Source organism: Stutzerimonas stutzeri (assembly GCF_002890915.1).
GTDB lineage: Bacteria > Pseudomonadota > Gammaproteobacteria > Pseudomonadales > Pseudomonadaceae > Stutzerimonas > Stutzerimonas stutzeri_AF.
This window is the reverse complement of the sequence record NZ_POUT01000001.1, coordinates 84,661-107,411: the sequence shown is the minus strand read 5'-3', so window position 1 is coordinate 107,411 and position 22,751 is coordinate 84,661. Positions and strand designations below refer to the sequence as shown.

The window sequence follows — 22,751 nt, the reverse complement described above, 5'->3', positions numbered from 1 at the left end:
TGACGGCGCTTCGGCGCTAAATCGCACCCTGATTCGCTTCCGGCTTCCGGCTTCCGGCTTCCGGCTTCCGGCTTCCGGCTTCCGGCTTCCGGCTTCCGGCTTCCGGCTGCTTTCCTTGATCCCGGCCAGCCCAGTCCGCGCACCGGGCCTGTTATCATCGCCGGCAGTTCATCTGCTTTGGAATTGCCCCATGTCTCGCGAAATTCGCATCGCCACCCGCAAGAGTGCCCTGGCCCTGTGGCAGGCCGAATACGTCAAGGCGCGCCTGGAGGCGTCGCATCCGGGGCTGAAGGTCAGCCTGGTGCCGATGGTCAGCCGCGGCGACAAGCTGCTCGATGCGCCGCTGGCGAAGATCGGCGGCAAGGGCCTGTTCGTCAAGGAACTGGAAACCGCGCTGCTGGAAAACGAGGCGGACATCGCCGTGCATTCGATGAAGGACGTGCCGATGGAGTTTCCCGCCGGGCTCGGCCTGTACTGCATCTGCGAGCGCGAAGACCCGCGCGACGCCTTCGTCTCCAACCGTTTCGACAGCCTCGACGCGCTGCCGCCCGGCAGCGTGGTCGGCACCTCCAGCCTGCGCCGCCAGGCGCAACTGCTGGCGCGCCGGCCGGACCTGAAGATCCAGTTCCTGCGCGGCAACGTCAACACCCGCCTGGCCAAGCTCGATGCCGGCGAGTACGACGCCATCATCCTCGCCGCCGCCGGCCTGATCCGGCTCGGCTTCGGCGAGCGCATCCGCTCCAGCATCGGCGTCGACGAGAGCCTGCCGGCCGGCGGCCAGGGTGCCGTGGGCATCGAGTGCCGTACCGCCGACAGCGAGTTGCACCAATTGCTGGCCTGCCTGAACGACCCTGCGACCGCCACCCGGGTCACGGCCGAACGTGCGCTGAACAAGCGCCTGAACGGCGGCTGCCAGGTGCCGATCGCCTGCTACGCGGTGCTCGAAGGCGAACAGTTGTGGCTGCGCGGCCTGGTCGGTCAGCCGGACGGCACCCTGCTGCTGCGCGCCGAAGGCCGTGCACCGGCCGCGGAGGCCGAGGCGCTGGGTGTGCGGGTCGCCGAAGACCTGCTGGCCCAGGGCGCCGAGCAGATCCTCAAGGCGGTCTATGGCGAGGCCGGGCACGCGTGAGCGGCTGGCGCCTGCTGTTGACCCGGCCGGCCGAGGAGTGTGCCGCACTGGCGGCGACCCTGGCCGGTGCCGGCATCCACAGTGCGAGCCTGCCGCTGCTGGCGATCGAGCCCCTGGCGGAAACCGCCGAGCAACGTGCGACGATCCTCGAACTGGATCGCTACTGCGCGGTGGTCGTGGTCAGCAAACCGGCTGCGCGGCTGGGCCTCGAACTGCTCGACCGCTACTGGCCGCAGCCGCCGTTCGGCCAGGCCTGGTTCAGCGTCGGTGCCGCCACTGGCGCGATCCTCGAAGGCTACGGTCTGGATGTGAGCTGGCCGCAGCATGGCGATGACAGCGAGGCGCTGCTGGCCCTGCCACGGTTGAGCGAGGCGCTGGCCCGGCCGGAGCCGAAGCTGCTGATCCTGCGCGGCGAGGGCGGTCGCGAATTCCTCGCCGAGACGTTGCGAAGCCGCGGTGTGCAGGTGGACATTCTCGAGCTCTATCGACGCCACCTGCCGAGCTATCCGCCGGGGGCCCTGGCCGCCACCCTGGAAGCGGAACGGCTCAACGGCCTGGTGGTCAGCAGTGGGCAGGGTTTGCAGTCGCTGCGCGAGCTGGCGGCCGAGAGCTGGCCCGAGGTGGTTGAGCTACCCTTGTTCGTACCCAGCCCGCGGGTGGCCGAGATGGCTCGACGGCTGGGCGCCAAACGAATCGTAGATTGCCGTGGCGCAGGAGCCGCGGCCTTGCTGGCGGCCTTGCGGGAAACCACCCTGGCCGCTTCCTGATGCAAAGGATGGAAACGTGAGCGAAGCAGATTCCAAGAAAGACCCGCTGCAACCCCCTGCCAGTGAGCCGACTCCCGCCGTCGAGTCCGTCCAGTCCGAACCATCCAAGCCTGCTGCCGGTGGCCTTGGGAAAGCCCTGGCCGCGCTGGCGCTGCTGGTCGGTGTCGGCGCCATCGCGCTGGGTGGCTACAGCCTCTGGCAATTGCAGCAGCTCGGTGCCCAGGAAGATCGCCAGCTCCAGGCATTGCAGGGCGCCAGCGAACAGACTCGGCAACTGGCGGCTAGCGATCAGCAACTGGCCGCGCGCCTCGGTCGGCTGGAACAGCTGCCCTCGGCCGCCGAACTGGAGGAGCGGCGGCGCCTGCTGGCCGCGCTGCAGAGCGACCAGCAGCGGCTCTCCGGTCGCGTCGAGCAGGTGCTCGGCGCCAGCCGCGAGCAATGGCGCCTGGCCGAGGCCGAACACCTGCTGCGCATGGCCATGCTGCAGCTGTCGGCGATGCAGGACGTCAAGAGCGCCGAGATGCTGGTGCACGAGGCCGACCTGATCCTGCAGAAGCAGGACGACCCGAGCGCCTATGCCACCCGGCAGAAGCTGCTCGAAGGGCTGGAGGCGCTGCGCAGCCTGCCGGAACTCGATCGTACCGGGCTGTTCCTGCAGCTCGGCGCGCTGCGCGGGCAGAGCAGCCAGCTCAGCGCCCTGGCGCCGGAGTTCGTCAATGGCGAAGCGTTGCCCGAGGTTGCGGGGCAGAGCCGCTGGCAGCGCTGGCTGGACGAGCTGACCCGCTACGTGCGCGTCGATTTCGATGCCAGTGCCGACGTCAAGCCGCTGCTGGCGGGGCAGACGCTGGGCCAGGTGCGCCTGGCGCTGTCGCTGGCCATCGAGCAGGCGCAGTGGGCCGTGCTCAACGGTAATGCCGAGGTGTACCGGCAGTCCCTGCAGCAGGCCAGTGCGCTGTTGCAGGACCATTTCAGCGAGGAGAACGGCCAGGCGCGCGGCCTGCGCGAGCGCATCGAGACGCTGTCGCGGCGCGAGGTGCAGGTGACGCTGCCGGACCTGGCGCCCGCGCTCAAGGCGCTGCAGGCCTACGTACAGCAGCAGGAGACACCTGAAAGCGCCGCGCCAGCCGAACCCGCGGCCGACGAGCAGGAGGCGCAGCGCACATGAAACGCCTGGCCCTGGTACTCATTCTGCTGCTCGCCATCGCGGGCTTGCTCGGCTGGGCGATCAGCCAGAGCGCCGGCTATGTGCTGATCACCTACGACCGCTTCCGTTACGAGTCGAGCTTCTGGGTCTTCCTCGCGCTGGTCGCCTGCCTCTGGTTGCTGGCAGTGGCGCTGCACTGGTTGCTTGGTGTGCTGCAGGTCTCCGGCGCACTGGTCAACCCCTGGTCGCGCCGACACCGCGCCCGGCGGGTCGAGAACGCCTCGCGGCGTGGCTTGCGGGAACTGGCCGAGGGGCAGTGGAGCCACGCCCTCGCTCATCTGCGCCTGGCGGCGGACAACGATCGCCAGCCGCTGGTGCACTACCTGGGCGCGGCGCGCGCCGCCAACGAACTGGGCGAACACGAGCAGAGCGACGAGCTGCTGCGCAAGGCGCAGGAGCGCGAGCCCGAGGCGGCGCTGGCGATCGGCCTGACCCAGGCGCAGCTGCAGATCGCCCGCGGCCAGTACGCCGAGGCGCGTGCTTCGCTCAGCGCATTGCAGGATGAGCATCCGCGTCATCCCTACGTGCTTGCGCTGCTGCAACAGCTGTACGTGCAGCTCGAGGACTGGCCGGCGCTGTGCCGGCTGCTGCCGGAACTGCGCAAGCATCGGGTATTGCCACCGGCGCGCCTGGGCGAGCTGGAAGTGCTCGCCTGGACCGCTGCCATCGAGCAGGCCGGGCAAGCGGCGGAACCCTCCGAGGAGGCCGTGCAGGTGCTCAACCAACGCTGGCAGACGGTACCGAGCGCCCTGCGTGGCGGGGCGCTGGTGGTGCGTGCCTATGCGGATGGGCTGAACCGCCTGGGCGCCGAGGCCAAGGCCGAAGAGGTGCTCTTCGCGGCGATCAAGCGACAGTTCGACGAGCGCCTGGTGGAGCGCTACGGCCGCGTTCGCGGGCGCGAGCCGGCGCGCCAGCTCGCGCAGGCCGAAGCCTGGTTGAAGGACCACCCGGACAATGCCGTGCTACTGCTGGCGCTGGGGCGCCTGAGCCTGCGCAACGAGCTGTGGGGCAAGGCCCGCGATTACCTGGAAGCGAGCCTGCGCTTCGATCATCGGCCGGAAACCTGCGCCGAACTGGCGCGCCTGCTGGCCCAGCTGGGCGATACCGAAAGCAGCAACCGCCTGTTCCAGCAGGGCGTCGGCCTGCTCGACCGTACGCTTCCGGCCACGTTGTGATCGACTAGTCAGGTCCGCCATGCCGCGGGCCTGACGCATGCGCACGACCCTGGCGCGGCTTGTAAGGCGATCCCGCTTTCCACTACCGTAGCGGACTTTTCCAGCCCAGCTAGCGGAGCCATCATGCGCCTGGCCAGCCCTCGTTCATTATTTCTTCTCGCCTTCCTCGGCAGCGCCCTGCTGATCGTCGTCGCGCTCTATCTGGAACACGTCGTGGGCCTGGTGCCCTGCCCGCTGTGCATCGTGCAGCGCATCTGCACCATCGGCTTCGGCCTGGTCTGCCTGGTGGCCGCCATCCACGGGCCGGCGCGGGTCGGCCGGAGGATCTACGCGGTACTCGCGTTGCTGTTCGTGCTTGCCGGTGGCGCCACGGCGATTCGGCAGATCTGGTTGCAGAGCATTCCGGCCGACCAGTTGCCGAGCTGCCTGCCGAGCCTGGAATACATGATGGAAGCGCTGCCGTTCCAGGAGATCGTCCGGCTGGTGCTGCATGGCACCGCCGAATGCGCGGAAGTGAACTGGACCCTGCTGGGCCTGAGCATTCCGGAATGGAGCCTGCTGGCGTTCATCGGCATGGCGATCCTCTGCGCCTGGCAGCTGCTGCGTCGCGACTGAACCAATCCTTTTCCCTAACGGCGAACTCCCGTTGCGGTTGTATGGTCTTCTTTTCCAGGGTGCACGGCACCTCGGGGGAGCCTTCCAGCGGCGGCGCGGAAATTTCGTCGGCATTGCTTGATGCTTCGAGCGCCGCGGCATAGTCTGCTCGTGCGGTGACGGAATCTTGCCATTCGCTGCCGCCACTCACCCAAAGGCCGATACCGAAAGACAAAAACGTCTCGGAATGGCGTAGAAGCATCATCGATTAGGGAAGTGAGGTCATCATGCTCGAAAGCTGTCGGAACGCCCAGGAACGCTGGGGTGGTGTGCATCTGCTGATCGACCGCTGGCTGCACGAACGTCACGCACTGATCAACGCATTCGACAACCTGCATGTGGAGCGCGATGGCGCTACACGCCAGGCATTGCAGAAGTTCTGCGAACTGCTGGTCGACTATGTGTCGGCCGGCCATTTCGAAATCTACGAGCAATTGCTCGCCGAGGCCGAGGCCTTTGGCGACGTGCGCGGGATCGAACTGGCGAAGCAGATATATCCGCGCATCGAAACCATCACTCAGGTCGCACTGGCCTTCAATGACCGTTGCGAGAAGGGCGACTGCCTGGGCAGTCCGGGCCTGGACGATGAGCTCAGGCAGCTCGGCCAACTGCTGCACGAGCGTTTCGAACTGGAAGATTGCCTGATCGAAGTGCTGCACAACGCGCACAAGCAGGCCGCCGCTACCGCCTGAGTATCGGCCGCACGGCTGCCGGATCGCTCGCGTCAGGCCGGTACGCCGAGCGCGAGGTTTTCCGGGTGGCTGGCGGCTGCCTGGCAGGCCGTCTAGTATGGGGGCATCGATCCTGCCAGGAGGCACTTTCATGCCCGCGAAGAAGAAGTCGGTCACCACTCCGCTGCATCTGCTGCAGCAGCTTTCGCACAGCCTCATCGACCATCTGGACAAGGCCTGTACCCAGGCGCGAAAGGAAGCTGAGGACTCGCTTGCCAAGCTGCAGAAGCAGCGTGGCAAGGTCCAGGACAAATTGCTCAAGGCCCGTGCCAAGCTGGACGACGCCGGCAGTGCGGGCAAGGTCAAGGCCCAGGCCAAGGCGCGTGCCCGGATCGACGAACTGGAAGCATCGCTGGCGCTGCTGCAGACGCGTCAGAGCGAGACCCTGACGTACGTCACCGAACTCAAGCGCGACACCGAGCAAAGCCTGAAGCTGGCCCAGGGCATCCGCCAGGTTGCCGATGCCGCCGACCAGGCGTTGCAGGCACGCAACCAGCCGATCGCGAGCAAAGCACCCGCGGCCCGCAGCGGCGCATCCAAACCGGCGGCTGCGGCGAAGAGCGCGAGCAAGCCGGCGCCGGCCGCGCGTGCCGCCAAACCAGCCGCTACGCCGGCACCGGCCGCCGGGACGCCGCCGCGCAGCAAGCCGGCCGGCAGCCGAACCAGGCCGGCTGCGGCCCGCCAAGCCACCGGCGGCGCCAAGCCGGTGGCCAGCAAGCCCGCCGCCAAGCCGGCGGCAACGAAAAAGCCCGCCGCACGCAAGCCGGCAGCCAAGCCCGCTGCCACGCCTCCTCAGTCGCCAAGCAGCGCCAGCTGAGTCTGCTGAGCCGCGTGGCGCAGGATCTCCAGCGCCGCGCGGCAGTCGCCCGCGGGGCGCAACTGCGCCAGCCATTGCGCGGACTCCGGACCCGGCGGCCAGGCCTGGCTCGCTTCCTGGAGTTTCACCAGCAGCGCCCGTTCCGCCTCGAGTTCCAGCGCCTTCAGCTTTTCGCGCAGCGGTTGCAGCGTCGCGTCTTCGTCGGCGCACGGGCGCCAGGCCTGACGCAGCTGGCGTAGCGGCTGCACCACCTGGCGCTGCCAGGGCATGGCCAGGCGCGTGAGCCGTTGCCGCCGTGGCGCATTGCACCCGATGCCGCGCGCCTGCAGCCAGGCCGCGCAGAGCAGCAGGCAGACGTCTGCCCCGCCGGCTTGCAGTTCCAGGCAGGCGTCCTCGACGCCGGGGCGGGCGTAGCAGGCGAGGGCGAAGGACCAGAGATCGGTATTGGGCATGGCGTGCGCCTTTTTTTCGTCGGCGCCCGGTTGGCTTTCCGGGCGAGCTGATAAACTCCGCGGCCATTATGATCCGACTTCAGAACCTCACTCTACAGCGCGGCCCCCAGCGTCTGCTGGAAGGCGCCGAGCTGACCCTGCATCCCGGCCAGAAGGCCGGCCTGGTCGGAGCCAACGGCGCCGGCAAATCCACCCTGTTCGCCTTGCTGCGTGGCGAGCTGGTGCCCGATGGCGGCGATTGCCAGCTGCCGCCGGACTGGCGCATCGCGCACATGCGCCAGGAGATCGACACCCTCGAGCGCCTGGCGGTGGACTACGTACTCGATGGCGACATCGAGCTGCGCCGCATCCAGGCCGCGCTCGCCGCCGCCGAGCAGGCGCACGACGGCAACGCCCTGGCCCGGCTGCATACCGAGCTGGACACTGCCGACGGCTACAGCGCCGATGCCCGCGCGCGCAAGCTGCTGGCCGGGCTGGGCTTTTCCAACGAGCAGATGGCGTTGCCGGTCGGCAGTTTCTCCGGTGGCTGGCGCATGCGCCTGAACCTCGCCCAGGCGCTGATGTGCCCGTCGGACCTGCTGCTGCTCGACGAGCCGACCAACCACCTGGACCTGGATGCGATCCTCTGGCTGGAGGACTGGCTCAAGGGGTATCCCGGCACGCTGCTGCTGATTTCCCACGACCGCGATTTCCTCGACGCGGTGGTCGATCACGTCATCCATCTCGAGCAGCGCAAGCTGCCCCTCTACCGCGGCGGCTACTCGGCGTTCGAGCGCACCCGTGCCGAGCGCCTGGCGCAGCAGCAGCAGGCCTACGAGAAGCAGCAGGCGCAGCGCGCGCACATGGAAAGCTTCATCCGCCGCTTCAAGGCCAAGGCGACCAAGGCGCGCCAGGCGCAGAGCCGGATCAAGGCGCTGGAACGGCTGGAGGAGCTGGCGCCGGCGCATGTGGATTCGCCGTTCGATTTCCGCTTCCGCGAGGCCGACAAGGTCTCCAGCCCGTTGCTCGACCTGGCCGAAGGACGGCTCGGCTACGGCGAGAAGGTGGTGCTCGAGCAGGTCAAGCTGCAACTGGTGCCCGGTGCGCGCATCGGCCTGCTGGGCCCCAACGGCGCCGGCAAGTCGACCCTGATCAAGACCCTCGCCGCCGAGCTCGTGCCGATCGGCGGCCGGCTGCAGCGCGGCGAGAACCTGGTAGTCGGCTACTTCGCCCAGCACCAGCTCGATTCGCTCGATCCCAAGGCCAGCCCGCTGCTGCACCTGCAGCGCATCGCCGCCAATGAGCGCGAGCAGACCCTGCGCGATTTCCTCGGCGGTTTCGATTTCCGTGGCGAGCGCTGCGACGAGCCGGTGCTGAATTTCTCCGGCGGCGAGAAGGCGCGCCTGGCGCTGGCGCTGATCGCCTGGGGCAAGCCCAACCTGCTGCTGCTCGACGAGCCGACCAACCACCTCGACCTGGAAATGCGCCTGGCGCTGACCCTGGCACTGCAGGACTTCGAAGGCGCGGTGCTGGTGGTGTCCCACGACCGGCACCTGCTCAAGAGCACCACCGATGAATTCCTGCTGGTGGCCGACGGCCGGGTGCAGGCTTTCGATGGCGACCTGGAGGACTACGCGCGCTGGCTGGTGGACTATCGGGCCCGCCAGCAACCGTCGGCTGCCGGCGAGGGGGTGGCCGACAAGACCGACCGCCGCACCCAGCGCCAGGCCGCGGCCGCGCTGCGCCAGCAACTGGCCCCGCACAAGCGCCAGGCGGACCGGCTCGAGAAGGAGCTCGCCACGGTGCATGAACAGCTCGCCGCGCTGGAGGCCCGCCTGGGCGACAGCGCGGTCTATGAAGCGGCGCGCAAGGACGAGTTGCGCGAGCTGCTGGCCAGGCAGGCCGAGCTGAAGGTGCGCGAAGGCGAGCTGGAAGAGGCCTGGCTCGAGGCACTCGAAACCCTGGAAAGCCTCCAGGCCCAGTTGGAGGGCAGTGCATGAACGAGCAATTGCTGCAGCTGTCGCAGGAGTGGCGTGACCAGCTGCTGCTGGGCCTGCAGGTGCTGCTGATCCTGCTGGTGGGCTATGTCCTGCAGCGCCTGGTCGCCCGAGGGCTGACGCGGCTGTCGTCGCGCTATCCGTTGCCACCGGAACTGCTGCTGCCGGTACGCGGCGGCATCCGCTGGTTCATCATGGGTGGCGCGCTGATCATGGTGCTGGAGCGCTTCGGTGTTTCCGCCACCGTGCTGTGGACGGCCATCTCCGGTTTCGTCGCGGTGGCGGCGATCGCCTTCTTCGCCATCTGGAGCGTGCTGTCCAACCTGCTCTGCGCGGTGCTGATCCTCACCGTCGGGCCGTTCCGCCTGGGCGATGTGGTGGAGATCGTCGAAGCGTTCGACAAGCCGATCGTCAAGGGCCGGGTGATCGATATCAATCTGCTCTACACCACCTTGGAAGAGGTGGCCGAAGCGGACACCGGGGCCATCGTGCAGGTGCCCAACAGCCTGTTCTTCCAGAAGGCCGTCCGCCGTTGGCGCGGCAGTGAAGTGCAGTTCTATCAGCGTGGCTCCAACGAGAAGTAACCCCCTATGGAATGGCTTGGCAACCCGGAAATCTGGGTCGCGTTTCTGACCCTGACCGCCCTGGAAATCGTCCTCGGCATCGACAACATCATCTTCATCTCGATTCTGGTCGGCCGGCTGCCCAAGGCGCAGCAGCCGAAGGCGCGCTTCTTCGGCCTGGCGTTGGCCATGGGCACGCGCATCCTGCTGCTGCTGTCGATCGCCTGGGTCATGCGCCTGACCAACGACCTGTTCAGCCTCCTCGGCGAGGGCGTCTCCGGGCGCGACCTGATCCTGTTCTTCGGCGGCCTGTTCCTGCTGTTCAAGAGCACCCTGGAGATCTGGCACAGCGTCGAGGGCGAGGAGGAAAGCCACGAGGGCGGCGGCGCGGCGAAGGCCGGCTTCCTGGGGGTGATCCTGCAGATCGCGGTGATCGACATCATCTTCTCGCTCGACTCGGTGATCACTGCGGTGGGCCTGGTGCAGAACGTGCCGGTGATGATCGCGGCGATCGTCATCGCCGTGCTGGTGATGATGCTGGCCGCCGGCACCATCAGCGATTTCATCGACAGGCACCCGACGCTGAAGATCCTGGCGCTGTCGTTCCTCATCGTCGTCGGCACCCTGCTGGTCGCCGAAGCCTTCGATGTGCACGTGCCCAAGGGCTACGTCTACTTCGCCATGGCTTTCTCGCTCGGCGTCGAGGCGCTGAACATCCGCATGCGCAAGGCCATGAAGCGCAAGCTCAAGGAACCGGTGAAGCTGGGCAAGGGCTCGCCGGACTGAACCGCAGCGTCGACCACCCGGCCGACGCAACCGCTTGAAGGGGAGGCAATCACCATGTCGCTGGAAACCTGGCTCGCTTTCTTCGTCGCCTGTTGGGTGATCAGCCTGTCGCCGGGCGCCGGGGCCATCGCGTCGATGTCCTGCGGCCTGCAGTACGGCTTCTGGCGCGGCTACTGGAACGCCATCGGCCTGCAACTGGCGCTGGTGCTGCAGATCGCCGTGGTCGCCGCCGGCGTCGGCGCGGTGCTGGCGACCTCGGAACTGGCGTTCGGCCTGATCAAGTGGTTCGGCGTCGGCTACCTGCTGTGGCTGGCTTTCAAGCAATGGCAGGCGCAGCCCGAAGCGCTGGACGATTCCGCTGCGCCACGGCCCATCGGCCGGCCGTTGATCCTGGTGCTGCGCGGCTTCCTGGTCAATGCCAGCAACCCCAAGGCGATCGTCTTCATCCTCGCGGTGCTGCCGCAGTTCCTCGATCCGCAGCGGCCGCTGCTGCTGCAGTACAGCGAGATGGCGGCGACCATGGTGGTGGTGGATCTGCTGGTCATGGCCGGCTACACCGGGCTCGCCGCCAGGGTGCTGCGCCTGCTGCGTACGCCGCGTCAGCAGCGGCTGGTCAACCGCAGCTTCGCCACCATGTTCGCCGCTGCCGCGGCCCTGCTGGCGACGGTTCGGCGCGCCGCGGCATGAACGAGTCGGCCCCGATGCGTGTGTGGATCGACGCCGATGCCTGCCCGCGGGCGGCCAAGGACCAGGTGATCAGGTTCGCGCTGAAGCGCAAGTTCGAGGTGCTGCTGGTCGCCGGGCAGAGCCAGGTCAAGCCGGCGTTCGCCTGCGTCAGGCTGATCGTGGTGCCGAGCGGGCCGGATGCCGCCGACGATTATCTGGTCGAGCATGCCGAGCCCGGCGATCTGGTGATCTGCAGCGACGTGCCGCTGGCCGACCGCCTGGTGAAGAAGGGCGTCGCCGCGCTGGACCCGCGCGGGCGCGAGTTCGACGAGCGCAACATGGGCGAGCGACTGGCGGTGCGCAACCTGTTCACCGACCTGCGCGACCAGGGCCAGGTCGGCGGCGGCCAGGCCGCCTATGGCGAGCGTGATCGCCAGGCCTTCGCCAATGCGCTGGACCGCATGCTGACGCAACTGATGAGGCGCCGGGCGTAGGACGGGTGCAACCCGCCGAACGGAGTAGGCTTCGCGCACGCTTGGCGGGTTTCACCCGCCCTACGGCTGCAGCTGCTTCAGCCGCATAGATAGGTGCCGGTGCCCACCGCCACCAGCACGCCGTCCTCGTTGTGCAGCTCCGAGCGCACCACCGCCACCTTGTTGCCCGAGCGCAGCAGCACGGCGCTGGCGCTGAAGCGCGTGCCGCGCCCCGGGCGCAGGTAGTCGATGCGCAGGTCGATGGTGCCGAGCCGGGAAAGTCGCGCAGCGCGTTCCGCTGGCGTCAGGTGGCGATGCTTGTCGAAGGCGCCGAGCATCGCCATGGCGCCGCCGGCCACGTCCAGCAGCGAGGCGATGACACCGCCATGCAGGATGCCGTGGACGAAATTGCCCACCAGCTCGGGTTTCATCGGCAGGTGCATCACCACGCGCGAGGTCGAGATCTCGTCGAGCTCGATGCCCAGTGCCAGGTTGAAGGGAATGCGTTCGAACATCTGGCGTACGGCTTGGGCCTGCTCGGCGAGCAGTGTGTCATCGTCGTTCATGATCTGCGTTCCTGCCGGGAGAGCGATCACGCTGCCCGAGCGGCGGCGGGCTGACCAGAGCGTCGGCGGGAGCGCCGGCTGGTTTGGCGACTTTCGCGCAAAAAAAATCCCGGCCGCGGCGCCTAATGCTGCACTTAACGACTCAAGCTGGATGTTGGCTCTGTAGGAGCGGGCCACGCCCGCGATTCGCGCGCATGGCGCGCTCCTACAAAGTACTCTCCGTGCTTATCTGAACAGCATTACGGCCGCGGCGCCGGGATTTCATGATCGACGGTTCCTCAGACGGTCAGTTCCAGCACCCGGTCGACCAGCTTGTAGATGCCCGACGCGGCTTCGCTGATGGACTGCGCGAGCATGTAGGCCGGGGTGGTGACCAGCTTGTGCCGCTTGTCCTCGACGATCTCGCTGACTTCGCATGGCTGGTGCACGGCACCCATCGCGACGACCGCCTTGGCCGCATCGGCCTCGTCGCTGCCCAGGGTGCAGAGGACGCCGGGGCCGAAGATCTGTGCCGCCATGGTCGGGGCGATGCACATCATGCCGATCGGCTTGCCGGCCTGAGCGAAGGCCTGGGCCAGCGCGATCACCTCGGGCAGCGCCTTGCTGCTGGCGCCTTCGCTGGCGAAGTTCGACAGGTTCTTCGCCGCGCCGAAGCCGCCGGGCAGGATCAGGGCATCGAAATCCTCGACGCGTGCCTCGCGCAGGTCCTTGATCTCGCCGCGGGCCAGACGCGCCGACTCGGTCAGCACGTTGCGCGACTCCGGCATTTCCTCGCCGGTGAGGTGGTTGATCACGTGCATCTGTGGAATGTTGGGGGCGAAGCACTGCACCTTGGCTCCACGCTGGTCCAGGCGCAGCAGGGTAATCACGCTTTCGTAGATCTCCGAGCCGTCGTAGACGCCACAGCCGGAAAGGATCACGGCGACCTTTTTGTTCATAGCGATACTCCTGGTCTGGTCAAGTTCGAACGGCCCTTCCGGACGCTCGGGTCATGCGTCGATGCTAATGCCTGGGACGGCTCCGGGTAAGTCCCGCTCTGCAGTTTTGGAGTCGCGGCAGGCGCCGGTGTTCATTGCCACGGGCCCGGGGCCGCACCGTTGCGCCGCGCGCCGGTTGTTCAAAGCACTGGCAGTCACCGCCTAGGCTGGCGACAATGGGCCGTTCGGAGGTCTGCGCGGCATTGTCATCTTTTCGTCATGCTGTCGGCCTATAAACGTCATATTCGCCCGCTCTGCGGGCCAGGAGTTCGTCGTGAGTCTCGTTCCTGCCAGCCGGCTGTTTCCCGCTACTCGTCTGCGTCGCAACCGTCGCGATGATTTTTCCCGCCGCCTGGTGCGCGAGAACGTGTTGACGGTCGATGACCTGATCCTGCCGGTGTTCGTGCTGGACGGCGAGAACCGCCGCGAGCAGGTGCCGTCGATGCCGGGCGTGGAACGGCTGTCCATCGACCTGCTGCTGGAGGAGGCCGAGGAACTGGTGGCGCTGGGTATTCCGGCGCTGGCGCTGTTTCCGGTCACGCCGCTGGAGAAGAAGTCCCTCGACGCCGCCGAAGCCTGGAACCCCGACGGCATCGCCCAGCGCGCCACCCGCGCGCTGCGTGAGCGCTTCCCCGAACTGGGCATCATCACCGACGTGGCGCTCGATCCGTTCACCACTCATGGTCAGGACGGCATCCTCGACGAGCATGGCTACGTGCAGAACGACGTCACCGTCGATGCGCTGGTCCGGCAGGCGCTGTCCCATGCCGAGGCTGGCGCCCAGGTGGTCGCGCCGTCGGACATGATGGATGGCCGCATTCAGGCAATCCGCGAGGCGCTGGAGGTGGCAGGCCACCACAACGTGCGCATCATGGCCTATTCGGCGAAGTACGCCAGCGCCTACTACGGCCCGTTCCGCGACGCGGTGGGCTCGGCGGCCAACCTCGGCAAGAGCAACAAGAACACCTATCAGATGGACCCGGCCAACGGCGACGAGGCGCTGCACGAAGTCGCCGCCGACCTGGCCGAAGGCGCGGACATGGTCATGGTCAAGCCGGGCCTGCCGTACCTGGACATCGTCTGGCGGGTCAAGGACGCCTTCAAGGCGCCGACCTTCGTCTACCAGGTCAGCGGCGAGTACGCCATGCACATGGCGGCGATCCAGAACGGCTGGCTGAGCGAGGCGGTGATCCTTGAGTCTTTGGTCGGCTTCAAGCGTGCCGGGGCCGATGGCATTCTCACCTACTTCGCCAAGCAGGCGGCACAACAGTTGAAACGGGGCCGATGAGCCCGCTCGAGGCATAACGATGATCAACCAGGGACTCAGCGAGAAGGAAGTGCAGGACGCTGTCGGTGAACAGCTGGATCAGGCGCTGTCCGAGGTGCTGGCACCGCCGTTGCCCGAGGTGGCGGAGGAGGTGCCGGCCGCGGCGCCGCCGGTGCCGAACCTGGACGACAGCAGCCTCTACATCCATCGCGAGCTGTCGCAGTTGCAGTTCAACATCCGCGTGCTGGAGCAGGCGCTGGACGAGTCCTATCCGCTGCTGGAACGCCTGAAGTTCCTGCTGATCTTCTCCAGCAATCTCGACGAGTTCTTCGAAATCCGCGTGGCCGGGCTGAAGAAGCGCGTCACCTTCGCCCGCGAGCAGGCCGGTGCCGACGGCCTGCAGCCGCACCAGGCGCTGGCGCGCATCGGCGAGCTGGTGCATGGGCAGGTCGACCGCCAGTACGCGATCCTCAACGATGTGCTGCTGCCGGCATTGGCGGAAAACCACATCCGCTTCATTCGCCGCCGGCATTGGACCGCCAAGCTCAAGGCCTGGGTGCGCCGCTACTTCCGCGACGAGATCGCGCCGATCGTCACGCCGATCGGCCTGGACCCGACGCACCCGTTCCCGTTGCTGGTGAACAAGAGCCTGAACTTCATCGTCGAGCTGGAAGGCATCGACGCCTTCGGCCGCGACTCCGGGCTGGCGATCATCCCGGCGCCGCGCCTGCTGCCGCGGGTGATCCGCGTGCCGGAGTCGGTCGGTGGGGCGGGGGACAACTTCGTCTTCCTCTCCTCGATGATCCACGCCCACGCCGACGACCTGTTCCACGGCATGCGGGTCAAGGGCTGCTACCAGTTCCGCCTGACGCGCAACGCCGACCTGTCGGTGGACACCGAGGACGTCGAGGACCTGGCGCGGGCGCTGCGTGGCGAGCTGATCTCGCGGCGCTACGGCGACGCGGTGCGCCTGGAGGTGGCCGACACCTGCCCGCAGCACCTGGCCGACTTCCTGCTCAAGCAGTTCAGCCTCGGCGAGAGCGAGATGTACCGCGTCAACGGCCCGGTCAACCTGACCCGGCTGTTCAGCATCACCGGCCTGGACAGCCACCCCGAGCTGCAATACAGCCCGTTCACGCCGTCGATCCCCAGACTGCTGCAGAACAGCGACAAGATCTTCAGCGTGATCAACAAACAGGACATCCTGCTGCTGCACCCCTTCGAGTCGTTCACGCCGGTGGTCGACCTGCTGCGCGAGGCGGCCAAGGACCCCTGCGTGCTGGCGATCAAGCAGACCCTGTACCGCTCCGGGGCCAATTCGGAGATCGTCGACGCGCTGGTCGATGCGGCGCGCAGCGGCAAGGAAGTCACCGCGGTGATCGAGCTGCGCGCGCGCTTCGACGAGGAATCCAACCTGCAATTGGCCAGCCGCCTGCAGCAGGCCGGCGCGGTGGTGATCTATGGTGTGGTCGGCTACAAGACCCACGCCAAGATGATGCTGATCCTGCGCCGCGAGAACGGCGAACTGTGCCGCTATGCGCACCTGGGCACCGGCAACTACCACGCGGCCAACGCACGGCTGTACACCGACTACAGCCTGCTGACCTCGGACGATGCGCTGTGCGAGGACGTTTCCAAGCTGTTCAGCCAGCTGATCGGCATGGGCAAGACCATGCGCATGAAGAAGTTGCTGCATGCACCCTTCACCCTGAAGAAGACCCTGCTCGACCTGATCACCCAGGAAACCCAGCACGCCGCCGAAGGCAAGCCGGCGCACATCATCCTGAAGATCAATGCGCTGACCGATCCGAAGATGATCAAGGCGCTGTACAAGGCCAGCCAGACCGGCGTGCGTGTCGACCTCATCGTGCGCGGCATGTGCTGCCTGCGCCCGGGCATCGCCGGGGTGTCGCACAACATCCAGGTGCGCTCGATCATCGGCCGCTTCCTCGAGCACAGCCGGGTCTTCTATTTCCACAACGACGGCGACGAGAAGCTCTACCTCTCCAGCGCCGACTGGATGGAGCGCAACCTCGACCGGCGGGTGGAAACCTGCTTCCCGGTGGAGGGCAAGAAGCTGGTGACGCGGGTGAAGAAGGAGCTGGAGGGCTTCCTCAGCGACAACACCCAGAGCTGGCTGCTGCAGCCGGACGGCAGCTACCTGCGCAACAGCCCCAGCGGCAACCAGAACCCGCGCAACGTGCAGAACATGCTGCTGGAGCGCTTGACCGGCCCGCAGGGCAGCACCCGCTGAGCGGCATCAGAGCCTGGGCCTGACCTGCTTGGGCGTCAGGCCGAAGGCGCGCTTGAAGGCCGTGGAGAAGTTCGCGGCGCTGCTGTAGCCGGCCAGCCAGGCGGCCTGGCCGACACTGACGCCCTGGCGCTCCAGCGCTTCGCGTGCCTGCTGCAGCTTGCGCCGGCGTTGATACTCGAACAGCGATACGCCCTGGGCGGCCTGGAAATGCCGCTGCAGGGTACTGGCGTTGGTTCCCACTTCACGGGCGATCCGCTCCAGCGACCAGCCATCGGCGCTGTCGCTGTGCAGCAGTTCCAGCGTTCGCCTGATCCGCGCCATTTCCTGTGGACGCAGGCCCCGGCCCGCCCGGGGCGATTGCCGGGCCAGCAGGCTCAGCGCCTCGTTGGCGATCTCCAGTGCGCGGCTTTCCAGGTACAGGCGCTGCAACAGATCGGGGGCCTGTTGCGGGGCGAGGACCTGCTCGGCCAGCGCCAGCAGGCGCGGGGACGGTTGCCACTGCCGGAGCATGAAGGTGTCGCGCTCCAGATCGATGAGCTCGTGCAGGGCTTCATGGCTGTCGAAGCCGCCGGCTTCGAACCAGTCCGGCGTCAGGCTCACCGAGACCTTGCGTATCCGTTGGCCGCGGCGTGCCTGGCGGCTGAACTGGGTTGGCCGCCCCAGGGCGATGGTCACGCCCTGGGCGGCGGCGTCCGGGCCCGTGCCGAGGTGGAACCTGTGCTCGTCGAAACCGACATCGTTGCCGCCTTCGAGAAACAGGATGAAATTGATGTGCGGCGCCGTCTGTACCTGGGTGGTGAAGTGATGCAGCTCCACGCAGTCGGAGCAGTGCAACGACAGCCCGCTGCGTAGCTTCAGCCAGCTCAGGCGTCCCTCGAACAACCGGTCCTGGCAGGGCTCTCTTTCCGTCAGGCGCAGCGGCATTCCCACCCGGGCGCCCAGCTCGCCGGCCCTGACGACACCTCGTTCGTTCATTCATCCTCCCCCGTTGCGGTTTGCGCAAAGAAACAATCCGTTTCAACAAACCTACTGCCGCACCGACCGTGCAAGACTACTGCCGCTCAAATGTTGTTGCAAATAATTCGCATTAAGAAGAGTCTCCGCCGTTCGGTGTGTGGGCTCGGGGGAGGGCAGCATGTCATCGCATCAATCGTTCACCATTACCCGCCTGGCGCTTGCCGTCGCGCTGGCCATGCCGCTCCATGCCTGGGCCGAGGAGCCCCTGGCGCTGGACGACGACTATGTCCTGGCCACCGCCCGGGAGGAGCTGAAGCAGGCGCCCGGCGTGTCGATCATCACGGCCGAGGACTTGCGCAAAAGTCCGCCGGCGAACGATCTGGCCGAGATCATCCGTCGCCAGCCGGGGGTCAACCTGACCGGCAACAGCAGCTCCGGTGCGCGCGGCAACAACCGGCAGATCGACATTCGCGGCATGGGCCCGGAGAACACCCTGATCCTGATCGATGGCAAGCCCATCGCCTCGCGCAATGCGGTGCGCTACGGCTGGCGCGGCGACCGTGATACCCGCGGCGACACCAACTGGGTCCCGGCCGACCAGGTCGAGCGCATCGAGGTGCTCCGCGGGCCGGCGGCGGCCCGCTACGGCAGCGGCGCGGCCGGTGGCGTGATCAACATCGTGACCCGCCAGGCCGGCGCCGAGCAGCACGGTAGCCTGACCCTGTACCAGAACTTCCCGAGCCATGCCGAGGAGGGCGCCACGCGGCGGGCGACCTTCGGGCTCAACGGGCCGCTCGGCGAGAGCCTGTCGTACCGCATATACGGCAACGTCGCCCGCACCGACGCCGACGACGAGGACATCAACCGGGGGCACGAGATCGGCAACTACACCACGGCCGGCCGCGAGGGCGTGCGCAATCGCGACGTCAACGGCGTGCTCGCCTGGCGCATGACGCCGGAACAGGTTCTCGAGCTGGAGGCCGGCTTCGGTCGCCAGGGCAACATCTATGCCGGTGACAGCATGAACAATGTCGCCTCGGCATCGCTGGAAGCCTACCGCGCGCCCTGGATCGGCCGCGAGACCAATACGCTGTACCGCCAGAACTACGCGATGACCCATCGGGGCGAATGGGATTTCGGCAGCACGCTGAACTACCTGCAATACGAACAGACGCGCAATACCCGCCTGCGCGAGGGGCTGGCCGGCGGCCCCGAAGGCAACATCAACAGCGACCAGTTCGGCACCATCCACCTCGATACGCTGACCGCCCACAGCGAGGCGAGCCTGCCCCTGAGCTTCGGTGTCGAGCAGATGCTCACCTTCGGCGCCGAGTTCAGCGAGCAGAAGCTCGAGGACGGCGTATCGGACCTCACCGCGGCCAGCAACATCGCCAACCCGGCCGGCGGGCTGGATAGCAAGATGGCGATGCGCATCCTGTCGTTCTTTATCGAAGACAACATCGAACTGCGCCCCGGTACCATCCTCACCCCCGGGCTGCGCTTCGATCACAACGACCAGACGGGCGACAACTGGAGCCCGGCGCTGAACTTGTCGCAGATGCTCAGCGACACCCTCACCCTCAAGGCCGGTATCGCACGGGCCTACAAGGCGCCCAACCTCTACCAGCTCAACCCCGGCTATGCGCTGTACAGCGCCGGCAACGGCTGCTGGGCCTACAGCGGTACCGGCTGCTTCCTGCTGGGCAACGAGAACCTCGAAGCGGAAACCAGCGTGAACAAGGAGTTGGGCATCGAGTACCGCCAGGGCGGCTGGAGCGCCAGCGCAACCTGGTTCCGCAACGACTACCGCAACAAGATCGAGGCCGGACGCAGACCGGTCGGCACCTATTTCACCCGCGGCGCCGAGCAGGACGTGTATCTCTGGGAGAACGTGCCGCGGGCGGTGGTGGAAGGGATCGAAGGCAGCCTGGGCGTGCCGCTGGCCGACGACCTGCGCTGGACCACCAATCTCACCTGGATGCTCGATTCGGAAAACAAGGAAACCGGCGAGCCGCTGTCGATCATCCCGGAATTCACGCTCAACTCGACGCTGGATTGGCAGGCGAGCGCCCCCTTGTCGCTGCAGGCGCGCGTGACCTGGTACGGCCGGCAGACACCCGGCAAGTACGGCTACCAGGGCGTGGCGCTCAGCGGCGATGCGCGGCGCGAGATTCCGCCCTATGCGCTGGTCGGTCTCAGCGGCACCTATGAACTGAGCCGGAACCTGAGCCTGAGCGCCGGGATAGACAACCTCTTCGACAAGCGCCTGTACCGCGAGGGGAATGCCGTGGTGGCCGGTGCCTATACCTACAACGAGCCCGGTCGGACCTTCTTCACCAGCATCAGCACCACGTTCTAGACGGAGACCCGCATGATTCGTTTCCACGGGCAGGCGGCCACGCACAATGCCGGTCTGCTGATCGGCAGGCTGTGCCGGCACTTCCACCACAAGGGCAGCATCGAAACGATGGAAGATGGCGCGCAGGTCCGCTTCGATTTCGGTCAATGCCGGATGCGCGCCGTTGCCGAGCATCTGCTGCTCGATTGCCAGGTAGCGGATGAGCCGGCCGGGCAACGCATGCGGTTCGTGCTGGAGGACCATCTGCTGCGTTTCGCCCGCCACGAGACGCTCCAGCTCGAATGGCAGGCAGCGCCGCTGGAGGATGACGCGTGAGGCGCTGGGCCTGTGGGCTGCTGGCGCTGCTGCCGGCCCTCGCCGGTGCGGCGCCCGGGGCGAAGCCGGGCTGGGCCGAGGCGACCCTGCCCTACGGTGAGCAGCGCGACGTCACCTCTCGCCAAGGTCGCCACTACCGCATCTACCTGTCGCGCCCGCAGCTGCCACCGCCGGCGGGCGGTTATCCCGTGCTCTATGTGCTCGACGGCAATGCGCTGTTCCCCCTGCTGGCCATGCAGGCGCGGGCGCTGGAGATGCGCGTCGCGGTCAATGGCGCCGAGCCGGTGCTGGTGGTGGGGATCGGTTATCCGGGCGATGCGCTGTACGACGTCGCCGCGCGTGCCGAAGACTACACGCCGCCGACGGCGGGTCTCGGCGACAGCGGCGACCGCCTGAGCACCGCGCGTGGCGGTGCCGAGCGCTTCCTGGATTTCATCGAGCGCGAGGTCAAGCCACTGGTACAGGCACGCTACCCGGTCGATCGCTCACGCCAGACCCTGTTCGGCCACTCCTATGGGGGCTTGTTCACGCTCTATACGCTGTTCAATCGGCCGGCCAGCTTCCAGGCCTACATCGCCGCCAGCCCTTCGCTGTGGTGGGGAAAGGGTGTCATCTTCGACGATCTGCAGCGTTTCTCGGAGTCCCGGCAGGCGCTGGATGCGCGACTCTACCTGGCTGTCGGCGGGGCCGAGCAGCCGCGAGGCGATGTCGAGCCGACCACGCCGCGCCAGCGTCATCTTGCCGAGCGGCGCATGCTGGACAACCTGCGGCAACTGGCCGAGCGGCTGGCGCCGTTGCGCGAGCGGGGGCTGGCCAGCGAGCTGCATGTGCTGGACGGTGAAAATCACGGCAGCAGCGCGATCGTGGTATCTACTCGGGCCCTGCCGTTCGCCCTGGGCAAGGGGCCCATCGAGCCCTGAGCCGGCCTCACTTCATCCGCAGTTGGTAGCCGACCCGCGCGAGCCAGGCGGCTTCGGCCTCGAAGTCGGCGCGGGTCAGCGGGTTGGCGCTCAGCCAGCCGGCCGGAAAGACCAGTTCCAGGGCGCGCTCGCTGGCCTTCAGCTGTACCTCGGAAACGGCATTGGCGCCGCGGATATGGTGGAACAGGATGGCGAAGCGCAGGAGGATGCACAGGCGCACCAGGGCATCGGCGTCGGCGCCGATCTCGCCGAACTTGTCCTGCGGGATGTTGCGCCGGTGGCCGCGTACCAGCAGCGCCAGCATCAGCTGGTCCTGGCGGGAGAAGCCGGGCAGGTCGGAATGCTCGATCAGGTAGGCGCCGTGCTTGTGGTAGTGGTAGTGGGCAATGTCCAGCCCCACCTCGTGTACCCGCGCAGCCCATGCCAGCAGCTCGCGGTGCCAGTCCTGGTCGAGGTTCCAGGCCTCGGCGACCTGGTCGAAGGCCTCCAGCGCCTTGGCCTCGACCCGCGCGGCCTGCTCCGTGTCGACGTGGTAGCGCTCCATGAGAAAGCTCAGCGAGCGGTCGCGCACGTCCTCGTCGTGGTGGCGGCCCAGCAGGTCGTACAGCACCCCTTCGCGCAAGGCACCCTCGGAATGGGTCATGCTCTGCAGCTCGAGGGCGTCGAAGATGGCCTCGAGGATCGCCAGGCCGGCGGGGAATACGCCGCGCCGGTCCGGCTTGACGCCGTCGATGTCGATCTTCTCCACGTCGCCCAGCTTGAACAGCTTGCGCTTGAGCCAGCCGAGGCCTTCGCCATTGACCTCGCCATTGCCATAGCCACCGGCCTTGATCGCCAGCCCTACCGCGCGGATGGTGCCGGAGGCGCCGATCGACTCCTGCCAGCCGAGCCGACGCAGGCCGTGCTCGATGCCCATCAGCTCGACGCGCGCCGCGGTGTAGGCCTGGGCATAGCGCGCCGGGGTGATCTTGCCGTCGCGGAAGAACCGCTGGGTGTAGCTGACGCAACCCATCTGCAGGCTTTCGCGCAGTTGCGACTCGAAGCCTTCGCCGATGATGAACTCGGTGCTGCCGCCGCCGATGTCGGCCACCAGGCGCTTGCCCGGCGCGCCGGGGAAGGTGTGCGACACGCCGAGGTAGATCAGGCGGGCCTCTTCCCGACCGGAGATGACCTCGACCTGGTGGTTGAGGATTTCCTCGGCGAGGCGGATGAAGGTGGCGCGGTTGCGCGCCTCGCGCAGGGCGTTGGTGCCGACGATGCGCACCGCGCCCTGGGGCAGATGGTTGACCAGTTGGGCGAAGCGCCGCAGGCAGTCGAGCCCGCGTTGCATCGCCGCCTCGTCGAGCAGGCGGTTCTCGTCGATGCCAGCCGCCAGCTGTACCTTTTCGCCAAGCCGTTCGAGGATGCGCATCTCGCCATTGCTGGTGCGTGCCAGCACCATGTGAAAACTGTTCGAGCCCAGATCGAGGGCGGCGATCATGGGAAAACTTTCGGCGGGGGAGTGGGGCATGATAACGGCGTCTCGTTCGATTACGGCGCCATCGTGCCACGTGTGGGCGGATGAGCCAACGCAAATGGGCGCCGCGTGACGTCCGTCTGGATCATCGGCTGCGCCTGGAACAGAGCCGGAAGGCAGTGTTGCAGCGTCCGCTCGTCGCAGGCGTTGTCACAGCGCCGCCGCGAGTCGTCACGAGACGTTGAACGGGTGTGCGAAGGCGGTGCGGCGCCAGGCGGTGGGTTCGC

Annotated in this window: 22 protein-coding genes; 17 read left to right on the top strand and 5 right to left on the bottom strand. The window is 67.3% G+C overall.

All coding sequences use genetic code 11. From position 1 onward, the window contains the following. The first annotated feature begins 190 nt into the window (after positions 1–190). The 7 genes from hemC to CXK94_RS00460 all read left to right on the top strand — a co-directional run bounded on the left by hemC (position 191) and on the right by CXK94_RS00460 (position 6,477). A complete protein-coding gene (gene hemC / locus CXK94_RS00490; protein ID WP_037042272.1) occupies positions 191–1,129 on the top strand; it encodes a hydroxymethylbilane synthase in 939 nt (312 codons plus the stop codon). Next, a complete protein-coding gene (locus CXK94_RS00485) occupies positions 1,126–1,896 on the top strand; it encodes a uroporphyrinogen-III synthase (protein WP_102892869.1) in 771 nt (256 codons plus the stop codon). The genes hemC and CXK94_RS00485 overlap by 4 nt, the downstream gene beginning before the upstream one ends. Positions 1,897–1,912: 16 nt before the next feature. Then, a complete protein-coding gene (locus CXK94_RS00480; protein ID WP_102892868.1) occupies positions 1,913–3,061 on the top strand; it encodes a uroporphyrinogen-III C-methyltransferase in 1,149 nt (382 codons plus the stop codon). Next, positions 3,058–4,275 (top strand): heme biosynthesis HemY N-terminal domain-containing protein, encoded by a 1,218-nt coding sequence (locus CXK94_RS00475; protein ID WP_102892867.1) that lies wholly within the window; start codon positions 3,058–3,060, stop codon positions 4,273–4,275. The genes CXK94_RS00480 and CXK94_RS00475 overlap by 4 nt, the downstream gene beginning before the upstream one ends. Positions 4,276–4,398: 123 nt before the next feature. Then, positions 4,399–4,890 (top strand): disulfide bond formation protein B, encoded by a 492-nt coding sequence (locus CXK94_RS00470; protein WP_102892866.1) that lies wholly within the window; start codon positions 4,399–4,401, stop codon positions 4,888–4,890. A 266-nt stretch (positions 4,891–5,156) separates the two neighbouring features. Continuing rightward, a complete protein-coding gene (locus CXK94_RS00465) occupies positions 5,157–5,621 on the top strand; it encodes an Rsd/AlgQ family anti-sigma factor (RefSeq protein ID WP_037042280.1) in 465 nt (154 codons plus the stop codon). A gap of 130 nt (positions 5,622–5,751) precedes the next feature. After that, positions 5,752–6,477 carry an AlgP family protein gene (locus CXK94_RS00460; RefSeq protein WP_102892865.1) on the top strand — a complete coding sequence of 242 codons (726 nt, stop codon included), beginning with the start codon at positions 5,752–5,754 and terminating at the stop codon, positions 6,475–6,477. Here CXK94_RS00460 and CXK94_RS00455 read toward each other — a convergent pair. Continuing rightward, complete coding sequence (locus CXK94_RS00455) at positions 6,453–6,929, bottom strand: TIGR02444 family protein (protein ID WP_037037886.1); 477 nt, start codon at positions 6,927–6,929, stop codon at positions 6,453–6,455. The two genes, CXK94_RS00460 and CXK94_RS00455, sit on opposite strands and share 25 nt — an antisense overlap. Positions 6,930–6,997: 68 nt before the next feature. Here CXK94_RS00455 and CXK94_RS00450 point away from each other — a divergent pair, with 68 nt between their 5' ends. The 5 genes from CXK94_RS00450 to CXK94_RS00430 are packed head-to-tail and all read left to right on the top strand — an operon-like array spanning position 6,998 to position 11,414. Next, the gene (locus CXK94_RS00450; RefSeq protein WP_037037885.1) at positions 6,998–8,908 is read left to right on the top strand and encodes an ATP-binding cassette domain-containing protein; all 1,911 of its coding nucleotides are present in this window, start codon (positions 6,998–7,000) and stop codon (positions 8,906–8,908) included. Beyond that, the gene (locus CXK94_RS00445) at positions 8,905–9,489 is read left to right on the top strand and encodes a mechanosensitive ion channel family protein (protein WP_102892864.1); all 585 of its coding nucleotides are present in this window, start codon (positions 8,905–8,907) and stop codon (positions 9,487–9,489) included. Before CXK94_RS00450 ends, CXK94_RS00445 begins: the two co-directional genes overlap by 4 nt. A 6-nt stretch (positions 9,490–9,495) precedes the next feature. Continuing rightward, positions 9,496–10,254 carry a TerC family protein gene (locus tag CXK94_RS00440; protein ID WP_037037880.1) on the top strand — a complete coding sequence of 253 codons (759 nt, stop codon included), beginning with the start codon at positions 9,496–9,498 and terminating at the stop codon, positions 10,252–10,254. A 54-nt stretch (positions 10,255–10,308) separates the two neighbouring features. Beyond that, positions 10,309–10,941, top strand: a complete 633-nt coding sequence (locus CXK94_RS00435; RefSeq protein ID WP_102892863.1) for a LysE family transporter — start codon at positions 10,309–10,311, stop codon at positions 10,939–10,941. A gap of 14 nt (positions 10,942–10,955) precedes the next feature. Next, positions 10,956–11,414 (top strand): YaiI/YqxD family protein, encoded by a 459-nt coding sequence (locus CXK94_RS00430; RefSeq protein ID WP_037037877.1) that lies wholly within the window; start codon positions 10,956–10,958, stop codon positions 11,412–11,414. Positions 11,415–11,491: 77 nt separating this feature from the next. On the opposite strand, the gene CXK94_RS00425 is transcribed toward CXK94_RS00430, so the two are convergent. Together CXK94_RS00425 and elbB are read right to left on the bottom strand one after the other, a co-directional pair. Continuing rightward, positions 11,492–11,959: a thioesterase family protein gene (locus tag CXK94_RS00425; protein WP_037037876.1), complete on the bottom strand. Its 468-nt coding sequence runs from the start codon at positions 11,957–11,959 to the stop codon at positions 11,492–11,494. A 278-nt stretch (positions 11,960–12,237) separates the two neighbouring features. Continuing rightward, complete coding sequence (elbB, locus tag CXK94_RS00420; protein WP_037037875.1) at positions 12,238–12,897, bottom strand: isoprenoid biosynthesis glyoxalase ElbB; 660 nt, start codon at positions 12,895–12,897, stop codon at positions 12,238–12,240. Between the two features lie 313 nt (positions 12,898–13,210). On the opposite strand from elbB, the gene hemB reads away from it, so the two are divergent. Both hemB and ppk1 read left to right on the top strand, forming a co-directional pair. Continuing rightward, positions 13,211–14,224: a porphobilinogen synthase gene (gene hemB / locus CXK94_RS00415; RefSeq protein ID WP_102892862.1), complete on the top strand. Its 1,014-nt coding sequence runs from the start codon at positions 13,211–13,213 to the stop codon at positions 14,222–14,224. 19 nt (positions 14,225–14,243) lie between these two features. Then, the gene (gene ppk1, locus CXK94_RS00410; protein WP_102892861.1) at positions 14,244–16,457 is read left to right on the top strand and encodes a polyphosphate kinase 1; all 2,214 of its coding nucleotides are present in this window, start codon (positions 14,244–14,246) and stop codon (positions 16,455–16,457) included. Between the two features lie 6 nt (positions 16,458–16,463). Here the strand turns inward: ppk1 and CXK94_RS00405 are convergent, their stop codons facing one another. Further along, positions 16,464–17,432, bottom strand: a complete 969-nt coding sequence (locus tag CXK94_RS00405; protein ID WP_102892860.1) for a helix-turn-helix transcriptional regulator — start codon at positions 17,430–17,432, stop codon at positions 16,464–16,466. A 160-nt stretch (positions 17,433–17,592) separates the two neighbouring features. Here CXK94_RS00405 and CXK94_RS00400 point away from each other — a divergent pair, with 160 nt between their 5' ends. The 3 genes from CXK94_RS00400 to CXK94_RS00390 are packed head-to-tail and all read left to right on the top strand — an operon-like array spanning position 17,593 to position 21,008. Beyond that, complete coding sequence (locus CXK94_RS00400; RefSeq protein WP_102892859.1) at positions 17,593–19,773, top strand: TonB-dependent siderophore receptor; 2,181 nt, start codon at positions 17,593–17,595, stop codon at positions 19,771–19,773. A 12-nt stretch (positions 19,774–19,785) separates the two neighbouring features. Continuing rightward, positions 19,786–20,088: a DUF2218 domain-containing protein gene (locus CXK94_RS00395; RefSeq protein ID WP_037037869.1), complete on the top strand. Its 303-nt coding sequence runs from the start codon at positions 19,786–19,788 to the stop codon at positions 20,086–20,088. Beyond that, a complete protein-coding gene (locus CXK94_RS00390) occupies positions 20,085–21,008 on the top strand; it encodes an alpha/beta hydrolase (protein ID WP_102892858.1) in 924 nt (307 codons plus the stop codon). The genes CXK94_RS00395 and CXK94_RS00390 overlap by 4 nt, the downstream gene beginning before the upstream one ends. 7 nt (positions 21,009–21,015) lie before the next feature. Here the strand turns inward: CXK94_RS00390 and ppx are convergent, their stop codons facing one another. After that, positions 21,016–22,518 carry an exopolyphosphatase gene (ppx, locus tag CXK94_RS00385; protein WP_102892857.1) on the bottom strand — a complete coding sequence of 501 codons (1,503 nt, stop codon included), beginning with the start codon at positions 22,516–22,518 and terminating at the stop codon, positions 21,016–21,018. Positions 22,519–22,751: the final 233 nt, after the last annotated feature.

What these genes read in the sequence shown, in the direction of transcription:
- hemC (WP_037042272.1), top strand. Translation starts at nt 191, where the DNA reads ATGTCTCGCGAAATTCGCATCGCCACCCGCAAGAGTGCCCTGGCCCTG.
- CXK94_RS00475 (WP_102892867.1), top strand. Translation starts at nt 3,058, where the DNA reads ATGAAACGCCTGGCCCTGGTACTCATTCTGCTGCTCGCCATCGCGGGC.
- CXK94_RS00470 (WP_102892866.1), top strand. Translation starts at nt 4,399, where the DNA reads ATGCGCCTGGCCAGCCCTCGTTCATTATTTCTTCTCGCCTTCCTCGGC.
- CXK94_RS00465 (WP_037042280.1), top strand. Translation starts at nt 5,157, where the DNA reads ATGCTCGAAAGCTGTCGGAACGCCCAGGAACGCTGGGGTGGTGTGCAT.
- CXK94_RS00460 (WP_102892865.1), top strand. Translation starts at nt 5,752, where the DNA reads ATGCCCGCGAAGAAGAAGTCGGTCACCACTCCGCTGCATCTGCTGCAG.
- CXK94_RS00455 (WP_037037886.1), bottom strand. Translation starts at nt 6,929, where the DNA reads ATGCCCAATACCGATCTCTGGTCCTTCGCCCTCGCCTGCTACGCCCGC.
- CXK94_RS00450 (WP_037037885.1), top strand. Translation starts at nt 6,998, where the DNA reads ATGATCCGACTTCAGAACCTCACTCTACAGCGCGGCCCCCAGCGTCTG.
- CXK94_RS00445 (WP_102892864.1), top strand. Translation starts at nt 8,905, where the DNA reads ATGAACGAGCAATTGCTGCAGCTGTCGCAGGAGTGGCGTGACCAGCTG.
- CXK94_RS00440 (WP_037037880.1), top strand. Translation starts at nt 9,496, where the DNA reads ATGGAATGGCTTGGCAACCCGGAAATCTGGGTCGCGTTTCTGACCCTG.
- CXK94_RS00435 (WP_102892863.1), top strand. Translation starts at nt 10,309, where the DNA reads ATGTCGCTGGAAACCTGGCTCGCTTTCTTCGTCGCCTGTTGGGTGATC.
- CXK94_RS00430 (WP_037037877.1), top strand. Translation starts at nt 10,956, where the DNA reads ATGCGTGTGTGGATCGACGCCGATGCCTGCCCGCGGGCGGCCAAGGAC.
- CXK94_RS00425 (WP_037037876.1), bottom strand. Translation starts at nt 11,959, where the DNA reads ATGAACGACGATGACACACTGCTCGCCGAGCAGGCCCAAGCCGTACGC.
- elbB (WP_037037875.1), bottom strand. Translation starts at nt 12,897, where the DNA reads ATGAACAAAAAGGTCGCCGTGATCCTTTCCGGCTGTGGCGTCTACGAC.
- ppk1 (WP_102892861.1), top strand. Translation starts at nt 14,244, where the DNA reads ATGATCAACCAGGGACTCAGCGAGAAGGAAGTGCAGGACGCTGTCGGT.
- CXK94_RS00405 (WP_102892860.1), bottom strand. Translation starts at nt 17,432, where the DNA reads ATGAACGAACGAGGTGTCGTCAGGGCCGGCGAGCTGGGCGCCCGGGTG.
- CXK94_RS00400 (WP_102892859.1), top strand. Translation starts at nt 17,593, where the DNA reads ATGTCATCGCATCAATCGTTCACCATTACCCGCCTGGCGCTTGCCGTC.
- CXK94_RS00395 (WP_037037869.1), top strand. Translation starts at nt 19,786, where the DNA reads ATGATTCGTTTCCACGGGCAGGCGGCCACGCACAATGCCGGTCTGCTG.
- ppx (WP_102892857.1), bottom strand. Translation starts at nt 22,518, where the DNA reads ATGCCCCACTCCCCCGCCGAAAGTTTTCCCATGATCGCCGCCCTCGAT.